Raw genomic sequence first — 13,283 nt, 5'->3', positions numbered from 1 at the left:
CAAAAGCTGTGCCAGAAAATTACTTAGGAATATCGATAAGTTGAGGAATGATGGAACAAATTGGCTCGACAATGACCGAATGACATCGACAATATTGTCGAAATACCTGTCATACATCAAACAGGGTATGTTCTTTAATTTTATTCCGGGGTTTCTTGAAAAGGCAGTCTTGTAAGTCTCAAAGAATGGGAGATTGCAGCCGGGCATATATCAGAAGATCATATGAATATGTACAGCGGCACCAGCCTAATATGTCGGATTATATTGGATAGTACATGCAACCTCCTGGAAAAGAAAACTGTCAGGTAAGGGCGGACCCGGTCATGCTATTTCAGGCCCGGGTTTTCCTTATGCAATCGGTTTTTTAATGGCTGCTGCGCGTGTATGCGCGACCTCGCAGAAATATGGGGTTGCGCCGTCAAGTTCTCCTGTTTCCAGGTGCGCATGCGCAGGACACCAGAGACACAGATTGACGATAGCGCATTTCCGGCATGTCTCGAGGAAGGACTTTTTGTCCGAACGCATGTCCCGGACCCTTGGGACGAGATCATTCCATGCGTATTCCAGTCTGTTCTTCCTCAAGTCGCAAGTCGTTCCTTCGGCCCACAACGATGAGCATAAGCGGAATCTTCCATCATAACTGACATTAAAACTGCCTTTTCCAGCCCCGCAGTGGAACAAATGATTGCAGTTCATATGTGCGAATTCTTCGTTGATCAGAGTCCCGCAATTCTTTGTCAAAGCAGCGAACCGCTCCTTATCGGATGTCTCCAGTTCGATTATCTCTTCAGGTGTCAGGCGTTCGGAGCGTATTTCATCATTTCTTTTTTCATTACCGTCAAAACGCAAATGAAGCTGCGGGTCAAACCTGAAGAAGTCCTTTGTCCGTGCACGGCAGAATTCTGCAATTTCATTCTGTTCATGGAGGTTTGATCTGATCGCCATTGTCTTAAGCCGTATCCTAATGCCGTTATCGGTAAGCATATTTAGCCCGTTAATGAATTTTTCAAAAGAACCGGGGCGGCGGGTTACACGCTCGAAGGTTTCCTTTGTCACCCCGTAAACGGTCGTTTCAATATCGCGCGGCGGATATTTTTTGAAAAGCCTTATGTGCTCATCGCTAAACAGAGTGGCGTTCGTGAAAACCGAAACAAGCAGGCCCTTTCTCTTCAGCATCATATAAATTTCTGAAAAATCCTTCCGGAGAAGAGGCTCTCCGCCTGTAATCAGACACCAGGCTGCACCCATGTCGACGGCCTGAGCGGCAATATATGCGATTTCATCGATGCTCATTTCCCTTAAGAGAGCCTCATTATCGCCTGCAGGAAGATTGATATAACAATGGCGGCAGTCCATATTGCATCTGGCGGTTATTTCGATATCGAACGATATCGGAGAACGTTTCAACTTCAGCCTGTCCCAGAGGCCGAACTGCTGGATTTCGAGTTTTCCAGGCACTTTAGAGTTTCAGTTTTTTATTGAAAGGATGCGGCGGCTGACCATTTCTGATGCAAAGCCTATAACATCCTTTTCTATCTCGCCGGCTTCGGATGCGAACTCGTCGGAAAGTTCCGTCGCAATCTTACCAAGCGATTTTCCGCCGTCCAGTTTCTTCCATATGGCCTTGCCGGTCTCATTAAGGGTGTACAGTTCATCATCAGCATCTCCGATGCCTGCGACAAGAGGGACGATTATGATGTCGCCTTCTATTTCACGGGCAACTATGTCTTCAGACGGCAGGCAAATGCTTTCTTTTGTCAGATTGACCTCCATAAAATTAAACCTCCGAGAATAATTTTCAGTTGCTGGTAATTCTTTCTTTCCAGTCAGTCACTTCCCAACCGAATTCCGTTTGATCCAGCCAGCCCATCCATCTGGCCTGGGCATGCGCTATATTGCACAGGTATTCCACCGGCGTGTCAAGGGTCTGGTGTTCGGCCCATGATTTTGCAGGGCACTGTTCGCAGAGCCCCTTCAAAAAACATCTGGCACATCGCCTCAGATACTCAGGGTTCGTTGCGCACATTTCTTTTAAGTTTTTGAATATTTCCAGCACAGATTCAAGCGAATGCCGGGAAGTGTCATATATCAATTCAGGACTGCGCACCCCCATGCAAGGTTGTGCCATTCCATAGGCATCAATGCACATGCCGCAGCCTGCGCCGCAGCCGAACAGTTTGTCGCCCGCAGGCCTCATGAATTTAGATGCGAACTCGTTGATGTCTTTACGGTATTTATCAGCATCGCGTGTAAGGATTTTCATGCCTTCTTCAGGTGACAGGCGCAATGACCTGATCATGGCGTTTTTTTCTTCGTTGTCACATCTGTTTCTCAAATCGAAGAACATGGAATATTTTGGGTTTTTGTCCATCCAGGGGATGGCTGAAGCCCATGATTCAAATTCATCAATTTCATGTGTGTTCCGGGGCAGGAGTGCGGACTTGACGATAAATGGGATGTTACGTTCAAGCAGCAGATTAATACCGCGCCAGAACTGTTTAAATGACCCGGAAACACGGGCCACCGACTCGTAGGATTCCTCATGCATGCCGTAAGAAGTGATTTCTATTTTTACAAGAGGCGGGATGCGTTTGAACAGATCCGCCAGCTTTTCAGTTATGAGTCTTGCATTGGTGAAAATCAGTACTTTCATGCCCAGCTTTCGTGCAAAGAGGTAAATATCTTCAAAGTCAGGCCGCAGAAGAGGTTCCCCACCTGTGAACCTGACCTGCATGCAGCCGAGCTTTTGAGCCTGAACAAGCAAATCCTTTATATGAGCGATACCCATCTCACGGGCTTTAGCCATTCTGTCATTGGCCGGCAGATTTATGCAGCAGTGAATGCAGTCATTATTGCAGCGCTCGGTCAGCTCTATGTCAAGGTTTCCAAGTTTTGTAACAATCCTTTTCTCGGTAAGTTTTATATATCGTACAAAATCACTCATCGATTGAACCTGTTGTCATTTCTGCTATTTTGTCTACGATTACCCCTGATTTGTCGAAATGCATGGTGTAACAGGGAATCTGGGCAATGATCTCTTCAAGTATATCCATCTCTTTCTGCCACCATTCAGCGGTTACCATTGGCCGGATGAGTGTTGCGAGAAGCTTTTTCCAGATAGCTTTTTTATCGTCGAGTGGTTCGATGATATTCCTGGTGTCCTGTTTCAAAAACAGGATTGCCTTAAGCAGGGCCGACGACGGGGAGACATCGGCTGTCGTGCCGTGGCTCCATGTGCCGTGAACCTTCCAGCCTTCCTGCCATTTTCTTATGACATTCCGGTCATCGCACAGGATTTCAGCGTCTAGTTTCCCCTGGCTGCTTGCAGCCTTCAGCATCTCCATTGTCGTAGACTTGCCAGCATCCGAATGCCCGACAAAAACAAGGCCTGAGCCATTGACAATTGCTGCTGCCGAATGAATCAACACTGCATTTCTGTCAGGCAGCAGGGGGCCAAGCCATATCTGGTCGGTTGGAAAAAGCGAAAGAGAATACCATCCGTCCTTAATAATCCGTGTTTTATAGTCTGGCCTGCTGTATATGGTTCCTCTCGTATGGTCATTGTTGAATACAGCGACCCTGTGAATGGATGGGTCATCTGGCTCAGGCGAAATGCCTTTGTAAAACCATGCCCCGTTCTTTCTGGAAATAGCCCAGGGAGGCTTGCGGTAGAGCTCTGTCCCAAGATCTTTGCCTGCAAGGTCAGGCAGTTCGAATATGTGCCTGAACGATACATTGTCTTCACCGGGGCCGCTTGTTTCAAATGCTTCAAGTTCATTCTTGAATCTGATTTTGCTCAGGTCGAGGTCGCTTTCCATCCGTACCGTGATTCCTGCAATCTGAAAATATTTGCGGTGGTTTTTCTTCCAGTCGGCCTTGAACTTTTGCGCCTCTTTAGCGACCTCGCACAGATAAGGTAAAGGTGCCGAATACCTGCCTGTTTCAAGATAAGCATAGACCGCACACCAGCGGCAGCCGGAGCGGATGGGGCAGGAGCCGCAGTGCTTCCTCCATTCATCTCCACCATGAACCTTGTCGGTGCATGAGGGAATGAAGTTTTCCCAGGCGTCTTTGACAGAGCCTTTCCTCAGGTCGTAACGAAACTCAGGGTCTTTTATGAAGCTGCACCAGGAAATCCCGCCATACGGGTCAATGTGGAAATCGCGACGGCATGCGATGCATCTTGCAAACAACCGGTCGTCATTGGTGGAAACAAAGCCGCATGACGATTCTGCTTTTTCGGTATTCATTATTTCAAGAAATCGTTCATCATCCGAAGGATTGGGCTTGTCGAGCTCGATGACGTCAGCAGGGTCAAGCCTCTGTGCCTCGATCTGGCGGTTTCTTTCAGGCGAGCCGCTGGACGAGAGGTAAAGCCAGGGGGCCCCGACGCGCCAGTGTTTGCTGAAGCGTTTTGCCAGTTCCTGCATTTTCTCCCATTCATGCCAGTTTGCGCGCATTGGAATAAGCTGAACAATGAACCCGGTACCTGCTTCCTTCAGGTATGAAAGGCCCCTCATAACCTGTTCGAATCCATGCGGGTTGCCCGTGACCTTCTCATAGGTCTCAGGCGTTGCGCCATAAATGGCAACCATCTTTGATCCTTTGCGAGCCATTGCTTTGGCAATCTTTGGCGTTATAAGCGTGCCGTTTGTGTTAAGGGTGTAGCCGGTACATTTAGAGGTTATCAACTCGAAAATATCTTTAAAATCAGGCCTGATCATTGGCTCACCGCCTGAAATGCTCCACTTGCGGCAGCCCATCTTTCTTGCTTCACCGACAAAGCTTGAAATCTCATCAAAGGACATTTCGTTTTCTTTTTCAGGCGCATCGGCAGGGAGTCTGAGCCAGCAGTGCAGACATGAGTTGTTGCAGCGGTAGGTAAGGTCGATTCTGCATTCGAGCGGGAGTCTTGGCATTCTCAAAGTATTTATAGTTACAGGCATGAATCATTTTTCTCCGTTAATTTTTTGTTTTAAATCCGACACAACTTACATTTTCTGATGTGAAAACTAAAGAATAAATGCACATGGGTCTTCTGTCGTCCTGCCTGAAGAAATCCTCTTAGAGCATTTTCAACAATTTTTATGCCAGGACATTTCGAGTCCCAAGATTGTGAATATCAAGTTGAGAAATTAACGATGATATTTAACTTTCAAGTGTCCACCAACAACCATCTGCACAGGGATCCATACCAGCATAGCAGTTATTCTCCCTTTGATTACTATCAATAGGACTGCCTTCTGTTTTGCACCCGGCTAAAACAGACTCTGCCGGATTATTGCGGGTCAATACCAACAACTCTGGCGTTTGCCATATCTTTTTCTTCATGGTTATAAAACTCCTCCCAATAAGAAGAAAATTTTGCTTTGATATAATTATAACACAAGCCATGAGTGTATTTCCAGTAGTAGTTACTGCACGCCCACCCTTGGCCAAGATTTCTCCCTTTGCTCGAAATGACAATAAATAAAGTTGTGCAGGAGTTTCATACAGTTATCAACTTGGTTTCTTGAGCCTGTCTGGCCATTTGGGCCCGCCAAGAGACGGGTCGATTATGCGCCGATAGATTGATATCAGGCTCACAGTAAAAAGTCCCAGAAATGCAAGCATGATGGTCCAGGTCCCGAATCCGAGCGAGCCCGGATCGAAGAAAACCGGGTAAATAGCTGGGGCGCCGTGGAAAAGGCCTGCAACCGGCATCATGAACCTGTCGGTTGAGGTGAAGCCGGCTTTTTGAAGAACCCGAAAAATAGTACCTATTATGAACATGGTGCCCAGACCGCAGGGGAAGAGAAGAAATATGATTGCGAATGCTATCTGCGGAGCGGGAAGGCTTCTGTCAAAAACGCTCTGCCCGGGATTTTCGGGATTGACATAAACAGTGATGTTACCCTCACTGAGTGCAGCCAGCTGTCTTGCGCGTCTTTTGTCGCTGAAATTATCCGAACCGAAGCTGTAGTCGACCTTGTCGCCGACATAAGCTTTCCCGTTGAAGAAATATGAATATTTAGCCTTGAGGCTGCTGTTCAGTGTTGATCTCATTGAACCTGTACTTTGAGACCGGCTGGTTTTGATGCCATATTCCAGGACTTTCGCCGGGATTTGTTCCCAGCTTCTCGTTTCATAATTCATTTTAAAGGTGTAGCCTATGAACCAGGTGGTGAAACATGCCGCAACAGTAAAGGCAGCAATGACAATTGCAGACAGAACTGATTTTGAATTGAATGCCATCAAAAAAATCTAACAGAAAATCGGATGAGATCAAAGTGATTTAACCGGATTTACGACAGGACTTGCCTTGCTGTTAAACAACGATATTATTAATCATTATTAAATGAATCATTTGTTTTTATAGCGGGGGCTGTTTATGAAAAGGATGATTTTGCTTATCGCGGTTCTTTTAGCGGGTTGTGTCCCTCAAGTTGTTAATGACGGAAACGAGCCTCCGGCCAATCCTTATCTTGCCGATTCTCCCTGGAGCATGACGCACAGAAATTCGTACTGTCAGGCATCGTCCCCCTATCCTGGACCTGATGCAGGCATAAGAGGCAAGGATTACATCATAGGCATGCCGGGTTGCATCACCATGCCGATATCAGGGAAATATCATGACGGCAGCCGTGTTGTATGGGGCAATAACCTGACCCATGTATTCAAGTTGAGCACAAAGAACAAGATGCTTCACGAAATTGACAAGATCAAAAAAGACCCAAACGGGGACGGTGAAAAAGGTCTTGTCGAAAGTGGAGTTTCGGGCGCTTATACCCTTGTGGATAAGGATGGCGTATTTTTCGTCCCTGATATGACCAGAATTGTTGCATATTGTGACAGTGTTCCGGGTGATCCGTCTTCAAAAATAAAGATCCGGAATGTCTACTGTATTCCTGAACAGTATCTGAAAGGCTCGGATGATAAGATAGTAGGCCTTGTAATGACCTATGACGGCATGCTGGCCTTTGCCACAAACAATGGATTAGTATGCGTTCTGTCGAGAAGCTTTGAGAAGGGGTATTACCTAATGCCTGGCGAGGATGATGAGATATCGAATTCTATCGCCTGTGACGAGAAGGGCGGAATCTATGTGGTAACAAGCAGGAAAATGTACCGTGTTCAATGGACGGGTACGGAACTTTCAACCGACGAAGCAAAAGGCGGATGGATTGCCGATTATGAAACAGGAGGAGATCAGTCCGGGATCCGTCTCGGAAATGGTTCTGGTACGACTCCGACCCTTATGGGAACAGGTTCTCAGGACAGGTTCGTGGCCATTACCGACGGCAGCGAGCTGATGAACATAGTCCTTTTCTGGCGCGATGAGATCCCAGCTGACTGGCATCAGATCCCCGGCACCAAAGACAGGAGAATTGCTGCACAGGTACCCGTGAGATTCGGTGATCCTGAAGCGAAGCATTCGCAGACTGATCAGTCTCTGTGTATTCGAGGCTATGGAGCGGTTGTCGTAAACAATGAACTCGGCGCGGACCTGGGCAACCGCACCCTGAATATCATTATTTCAGGCATCCCGTTAATAGCGCCAAGGGGTATGGAAAAATTTGAATGGAATCATAAAACAAGGACATTTTCATCGGTATGGGCAAACACACAAATATCAGTTCCCAACGGCATTCCCTGTATGAGCGCTTCAACAAAACTTTTATATGCAATAGGCAAGCGCGGCATTTACTGGACTCTTGAGGCGGTTGACTGGGACACCGGTGATTCCGCATTTTATTCTAACATCGGTATCGGGCTTCAATATAACAGTGCATATGCTGCAACACAGGTGGGGCTTGACGGATGCATATACTCGGGTACGGCAATAGGACTTGTAAATCTGAGGCCGAAATAATATAGTTGCAGATTGTAAATTCTACGTCAGGAGGTCCTGCCGTAATATCATTTGGAGGTATGAGATGAGGAGCAACAGGGGGAATTATCTTATTCCGGTTTTCGTTTTTCTTATGGCTTTTGCTTTTTCCGCATGCAAAATTACAGGCACTGTTACCGAAGCCGGAACAGGCATTCCCGGACTTACCGTAATATTGAGCGGAGATAAAAGTGCAACTGCTGTAACCGATGGCCAGGGCAACTACAAGTTTTCAGTCGGCAATGGCAGTTACATCGTGACACCTGTCCCGGATGGGGGTGGAGTTTTTCTGCCGACGGCCAAACAGGTTTATGTTAGAAACTTCAAAGCAGTTAAAGCAAATTTCTCTAGACTCTCAGATAATGATGTTTACTGGGACCCGTCGCTTGTAGTTCCGATCCAGGCTCACCCTGATATTAGAGGACAAAAAGTGATCAGGGGTCTGATACATTTGCATTCAATCTATTCGCATGATGCATGCGACAACAAGCCTTTCATTGACGGCAAGCCCAATACAGAGTGCTTTTGTCAGCTGCGTGAGGCTATATGCAGTACCAACCAGCAGTTTGTGATGATGTCCGACCATTCGGATAATTTTTCATGGCATGAGTTTCCCGATGTATTGCTCTATCAGCCGGAACAGGGTGACGAGCTGATATACCGGGACGGCAGGCCGGTAGCGAATATAATAAAATGCGACTGCGGCAACAATGCGATAATCACTGCGGGAAGCGAAAATAACCTTATGCCGATCGGTCTTAAAAGAATGCCCGACGGCACGCCTGAAGAGAGGCATGCACTGTTGACAAGTACGAGCGTTGAAACCGTGGATGCCCTGCATGCGCTGGGAGCCATGGTTTTTGTCACGCATCCGGAAAGCTGGAAGACCGAAGACCTTCTGGATCTTCCGATAGACGGCATCGATGTATATAACCTGCATGCGAACATCGATCCCGGCATCAGGGAGGATTATCTGGGGCTGCCTTCCCTTGGTTTCATTCCAGGCATACTGGATATGCTCACACCTTCATGGGCTGATGCGCATTCCGATCTCCTGCTTCTGAGCTTTTTAGAGGAACTGAAACCTGATATCGCCCATTGGGACAGGATGCTTTATTCCCGTGCCGCAACAGGCTTTATGGCAACGGATGCACACAGAAATTCTCTGCCGTTCCTTCTTCCTGACGGAGACAGGGGTGACAGTTACCGCCGTATGATGAGATGGTTTGCAAATTATGTCCTTGTTGAGAATCAAACACTTGAAGAAATTGAAAGCGCGGTCTTTAAAGGCCGTATGTATGGCGCCTTTCAGGTTTTCGGCGAACCGGTAGGGTTTGATTTTTATGCCGAAGCCGGAAGTAAGATATCTGAAATGGGGGAAAATGTATCGCTGGCTGACTCGCCTGTTATGCATATAAAGGTGCCTGAATTTTTCAGGATGGATCCGGGCCTTGAAAAACCCGAATTCAGGGTGAGGCTTATTAAGGCCGGTCCTGACGGAGGAATAGTGGTCGCCGGGAGTCTGAATTCCGATCTTGAATATGCAGTGACGGAAAAAGGTGCATACAGGGCTGAAATCAAGATTGTTCCATATCACTTGAGGAAATGGCTTGGGGATCACACCAAACCTTTTATCAAGGAATACCCGTTTATTTACGCTAATGCTATTTTTGTAAATTAGTAAAACGAGTTTGGTGATGTACAATTAACGACGAAGACAGCCGGAAATATTGAGACCGCTCCGGCTGTCATTTAAAAAATTACTTCAATATTAAAAAAATCCTAATTCTATCAAGAAAAACGCCGTTAAGTAATTCAGCCAGTTATCATAGATAAATTATCAAAAATATAATGGGGGATTAATAATGAATCCGGTAGAAACTCCTGCTTGCGCTTTCAGTATTGATGAAATCCTGAGAAAAATGGTTACAATGAAAGCCTCCGACCTGCATCTTGCAGTAGGTTCTCCTCCCAATATACGTATTGACGGCAAGCTCGTCCCTCTTACGGATTACGGTACCATCAGCAATGAAATGCTTAAGAGCGCTCTTTATTCCATAATTTCAGACGATCAGAAGATGACATTTGAGAAGAACAAGGAACTCGATTTCTCGCACAGCATACCGCAGGTCTCACGATTCAGGGGGAACATGCTTTATCAGCGAAATACTCTCGGCGCCGTATTCCGTTCCATTCCTGCAAATCCCCCTACAATCGAAGAGCTGAACCTTCCCCCCGTAATAACCGCACTCAGCAAAAAACCCCGTGGACTTGTACTTGTTACCGGTCCCACGGGCAGTGGAAAGTCTACGACTCTTGCTTCAATGGTTGATTATATCAACAGGTCAAGGGCTGAACATATTGTAACCATAGAAGACCCCATAGAGTTTCTTCATAAAAACCAGAAAAGTATAATAAGACAGAGGGAACTCGGAAGCGACACTCTTTCCTTCTCCGAGGCATTGAAGCATGTGCTCAGACAGGATCCGGACGTTATACTTGTCGGTGAAATGAGGGACCTGGATACAATATCGCTTGCCGTTACCGCAGCCGAAACAGGGCATCTTGTTTTCGGCACTCTGCATACAACAAGCGCCGCATCGACTATCGATCGTGTTATCGACGTATTTCCCTCAAACCAGCAGGCTCAGATAAGGATGCAGCTCTCCACCACACTTGAAGGAATTATCTGCCAGACCCTTGTGCCAAAAAAGGAGGGAAAGGGAAGGGTCTGTGCAATGGAGATTCTTATTGGCACTCTGGGCGTAAAGAATCTTATCAGGGAAGGCAAGACGCATATGATAGTCAACATGCTCCAAGCCGGAGTGAAAGACGGTATGCAAACTCTTAATTCAGCGCTTCACAAGCTAGTTGTAAGCGGTGCCATCTCTCAGGAAGATGCACTTCTTAAGTCAAGTCAACCCGATGAGCTGAAGAGCCTTTTTGCAAGAACTTAAGCAACCGGGAAGATAAAGAAAATATTATTCAAGAACACGGCCTGAATTGTAATGAGTGCCAGGGAAGTGAAGATATTGTACACCAATTGTAAAATGATACAATAAAACACCTAAAAACATTAATTGATACATAAATGAACCAATAGAACGTACTGGTAAATAATAACCTAAGTAATATCATAAAGATACACGGTGGCATGCCTCTTGCTTCTTAACAATCCAACTAAACATCAAAGGGAGGAAGCAGTTATGATCAATTCAGGCGACACAGCATGGATGCTGATTGCCACGGCAATGGTTATGATTATGACACCGGGTCTTGGCTTTTTTTACGGAGGCATGGTTCGCTCCAAGAATGTTCTTGGAACCCTTATGCAGAGTTTCATGTGTCTGGGTCTTGTGTCCATACTCTGGGTTGTTTTCGGATACAGTCTTTCCTTCGGGCCGGACCTTGGGGGATTCATAGGGTCTCTTGACTGGGCAGGCCTCACGGGAGTCGGGGGTGATCCGGGTCCATATTCAGATAAAATTCCGCATCTGCTCTTCTGTGCGTTTCAGCTCATGTTTGCAATAATCACTCCGGCCCTAATAACTGGTGCATTCGCCGAAAGAATGAAATTTTCGGCTTTTGTGCTTTTCATAGTTCTCTGGGCGACTCTCGTTTACTTCCCTCTGTGCCACTGGGTATGGGGCGGGGGCTGGCTGCAGAAGATGGGGGCGCTGGATTTCGCAGGTGGGACGGTAATCCATCTTAACGCCGGAGTCGCCGCTCTCGTGGCCGCTATTATTATAGGGAAAAGGAAGGGGTATCGCCAGGAACCCATGTATCCCCACAACCTCACAATGACAATGCTCGGGGCCGGCATTCTATGGTTCGGATGGTTCGGCTTCAATGCGGGCAGCGCTGCGGCAGCCAATGGAACCGCTACATACGCTTTCTTCGCAACCCAGATTGCAACCGGCGCGGCTGCTCTCTCGTGGATTATCTGTGAAAAGATTATACGCAAGAAACCGACTACACTGGGATTTGCTTCTGGAGCAGTTGCGGGACTTGTGGCAATTACCCCGGCTTCGGGTTTTGTTACGCCTGTGCCTGCAATGATCATCGGGCTTGTTGCAGGGGCTTTATGCTATTTCGCGGTGCTTTCAAAAGAAAAATTAGGCTATGACGATTCTCTGGATGTCGTGGGCGTCCATGGTGTGGGTGGTCTCTGGGGCGCGATTGCAACGGGCCTCTTTGCATCGATCGGCGGAACCGGTCTCTTCTACGGCAACGCTCACCAGCTGGTTGTTCAGCTTGTTGCATCAGGTACAGCCATCGTATTCTCTCTGATCATGACCACGGTTATCCTGATAGCAGTGAAAATGATAACAGGCTTGCGTGTGGAGGAGGAAGAGGAAGTCCAAGGGCTTGACCAGAGTCTGCACGGCGAGACCGGCTATAACCTGAGATAATCATACCCATACAGGAAGGAGTAAGATAATGAAGAAAATTGAGGCAGTTATCAAACCGTTTAAACTGGATGAAGTAAAAGAGGCGCTGAACACTATCGGTGTAACCGGCATAACCGTAACGGAAGTCAAGGGGTACGGACGCCAGAAAGGACACAAGGAAATTTACAGAGGAGCGGAATATCAGGTTGATTTTCTGCCGAAGATTAAAATTGAAATAGCGGTTGGTGCCGAGATTGCAGACAAGGTCATTGAAGCGATCATTGCTAAGGCCCGTACGGGAAAGATTGGAGACGGAAAGATATTCGTATCATCGCTTGAGAATGTAATAAGGATAAGGACGGGTGAAAGCGGTCAGGCTGCGATATGATAAGATCAGGGGCGGAATGGATATTTCCGCCCTTAATCTTACGGCCAATGAAGGAGTAACATACCATGAAGAGAATTGAGGCTATAATACGTCCGGACAAGGTTGAAGATGTGTGTAATACACTGAACAGAACCGGGCAGAAAGGTGTTATATTTTCAGCGATAGAAGACCGGAGCGCATCTGAGCATTTAAAGGTTATGGTCAAGGGAAATTCATACGATATTGATACGATGATGGCCAGGATCGAGGTGACTGTGAAGGATGCCGAAGCGGCCAAGGTGGTCGATCTGATCAGGGAAGCTGCATCAACAGGCAGCATCGGTGATGGGGAAATATTCGTCCATCCCGTTGATGATGCAATGGTGGTTAGCACCGGTTTATGGTGGAGTAAAAACGCGAGATAGCTACACACATTATATATTCCTGTGAGAGGAGACTGTTTTATGATGAAAACAAAAGAAAAATTAAAGGGGTTATTCATTATATCGGTGGCGATAATGCTGTTTGCCACGCCGGTTTTTGCAGGGGTTGACTTCAATGTCGGCGATGCCAAGGCGACACTTGGCGCCAGCGTATGGGTTGAAGCGGGATGGGATTTTCAGTTCCACGGTGATGTGCCTACCGACACCATAAG

13 protein-coding genes are annotated in these 13,283 nt (G+C 47.0%); 7 read left to right on the top strand and 6 right to left on the bottom strand.

Annotation, left to right across the window (positions count from 1 at the left end; all coding sequences use genetic code 11):
- Positions 1–348: 348 nt before the first annotated feature.
- The 6 genes from VIS94_03120 to VIS94_03095 form a co-directional block, all read right to left on the bottom strand.
- A complete protein-coding gene (locus VIS94_03120; GenBank protein HEY9160061.1) occupies positions 349–1,458 on the bottom strand; it encodes a radical SAM protein in 1,110 nt (369 codons plus the stop codon).
- A 9-nt stretch (positions 1,459–1,467) separates the two neighbouring features.
- A complete protein-coding gene (locus VIS94_03115) occupies positions 1,468–1,773 on the bottom strand; it encodes a PqqD family protein (protein HEY9160060.1) in 306 nt (101 codons plus the stop codon).
- 25 nt (positions 1,774–1,798) lie between these two features.
- Positions 1,799–2,944: a radical SAM protein gene (locus VIS94_03110; protein HEY9160059.1), complete on the bottom strand. Its 1,146-nt coding sequence runs from the start codon at positions 2,942–2,944 to the stop codon at positions 1,799–1,801.
- Positions 2,937–4,946, bottom strand: coding sequence for a radical SAM protein (locus VIS94_03105; protein ID HEY9160058.1), 2,010 nt, complete (start codon positions 4,944–4,946; stop codon positions 2,937–2,939). The genes VIS94_03110 and VIS94_03105 overlap by 8 nt, the downstream gene beginning before the upstream one ends.
- Before the next feature lie 202 nt (positions 4,947–5,148).
- Positions 5,149–5,331: a hypothetical protein gene (locus tag VIS94_03100; GenBank protein HEY9160057.1), complete on the bottom strand. Its 183-nt coding sequence runs from the start codon at positions 5,329–5,331 to the stop codon at positions 5,149–5,151.
- Between the two features lie 168 nt (positions 5,332–5,499).
- A complete protein-coding gene (locus tag VIS94_03095) occupies positions 5,500–6,234 on the bottom strand; it encodes a DUF3592 domain-containing protein (protein HEY9160056.1) in 735 nt (244 codons plus the stop codon).
- A 136-nt stretch (positions 6,235–6,370) separates the two neighbouring features.
- Between VIS94_03095 and VIS94_03090 the strand changes: the two genes are divergently transcribed.
- The 7 genes from VIS94_03090 to VIS94_03060 all read left to right on the top strand — a co-directional run.
- Entirely contained in the window at positions 6,371–7,852 is a 1,482-nt protein-coding gene (locus VIS94_03090) for a hypothetical protein (GenBank protein HEY9160055.1), read from the top strand.
- A 64-nt stretch (positions 7,853–7,916) separates the two neighbouring features.
- Positions 7,917–9,551 carry a hypothetical protein gene (locus VIS94_03085; protein ID HEY9160054.1) on the top strand — a complete coding sequence of 545 codons (1,635 nt, stop codon included), beginning with the start codon at positions 7,917–7,919 and terminating at the stop codon, positions 9,549–9,551.
- A 184-nt stretch (positions 9,552–9,735) separates the two neighbouring features.
- Complete coding sequence (locus VIS94_03080) at positions 9,736–10,827, top strand: type IV pilus twitching motility protein PilT (protein ID HEY9160053.1); 1,092 nt, start codon at positions 9,736–9,738, stop codon at positions 10,825–10,827.
- 204 nt (positions 10,828–11,031) lie between these two features.
- Complete coding sequence (locus tag VIS94_03075; GenBank protein HEY9160052.1) at positions 11,032–12,282, top strand: ammonium transporter; 1,251 nt, start codon at positions 11,032–11,034, stop codon at positions 12,280–12,282.
- 28 nt (positions 12,283–12,310) lie between these two features.
- Entirely contained in the window at positions 12,311–12,649 is a 339-nt protein-coding gene (locus VIS94_03070; GenBank protein HEY9160051.1) for a P-II family nitrogen regulator, read from the top strand.
- 65 nt (positions 12,650–12,714) lie between these two features.
- Positions 12,715–13,053, top strand: a complete 339-nt coding sequence (locus VIS94_03065) for a P-II family nitrogen regulator (protein HEY9160050.1) — start codon at positions 12,715–12,717, stop codon at positions 13,051–13,053.
- A gap of 39 nt (positions 13,054–13,092) precedes the next feature.
- On the top strand, positions 13,093–13,283 hold a 191-nt coding region (locus VIS94_03060), incomplete at its 3' end, for a hypothetical protein (GenBank protein ID HEY9160049.1).

The organism is Desulfomonilia bacterium (assembly GCA_036567785.1).
Classification (GTDB): Bacteria; Desulfobacterota; Desulfomonilia; order UBA1062; family UBA1062; genus DATCTV01.
This window is presented reverse-complemented; position numbering and strand designations above follow the sequence as displayed.

What these genes read in the sequence shown, in the direction of transcription:
- VIS94_03070 (HEY9160051.1), top strand. Translation starts at nt 12,311, where the DNA reads ATGAAGAAAATTGAGGCAGTTATCAAACCGTTTAAACTGGATGAAGTA.
- VIS94_03085 (HEY9160054.1), top strand. Translation starts at nt 7,917, where the DNA reads ATGAGGAGCAACAGGGGGAATTATCTTATTCCGGTTTTCGTTTTTCTT.
- VIS94_03115 (HEY9160060.1), bottom strand. Translation starts at nt 1,773, where the DNA reads ATGGAGGTCAATCTGACAAAAGAAAGCATTTGCCTGCCGTCTGAAGAC.
- VIS94_03110 (HEY9160059.1), bottom strand. Translation starts at nt 2,944, where the DNA reads ATGAGTGATTTTGTACGATATATAAAACTTACCGAGAAAAGGATTGTT.
- VIS94_03065 (HEY9160050.1), top strand. Translation starts at nt 12,715, where the DNA reads ATGAAGAGAATTGAGGCTATAATACGTCCGGACAAGGTTGAAGATGTG.
- VIS94_03095 (HEY9160056.1), bottom strand. Translation starts at nt 6,234, where the DNA reads ATGGCATTCAATTCAAAATCAGTTCTGTCTGCAATTGTCATTGCTGCC.
- VIS94_03105 (HEY9160058.1), bottom strand. Translation starts at nt 4,946, where the DNA reads ATGCCTGTAACTATAAATACTTTGAGAATGCCAAGACTCCCGCTCGAA.
- VIS94_03090 (HEY9160055.1), top strand. Translation starts at nt 6,371, where the DNA reads ATGAAAAGGATGATTTTGCTTATCGCGGTTCTTTTAGCGGGTTGTGTC.
- VIS94_03080 (HEY9160053.1), top strand. Translation starts at nt 9,736, where the DNA reads ATGAATCCGGTAGAAACTCCTGCTTGCGCTTTCAGTATTGATGAAATC.
- VIS94_03100 (HEY9160057.1), bottom strand. Translation starts at nt 5,331, where the DNA reads ATGAAGAAAAAGATATGGCAAACGCCAGAGTTGTTGGTATTGACCCGC.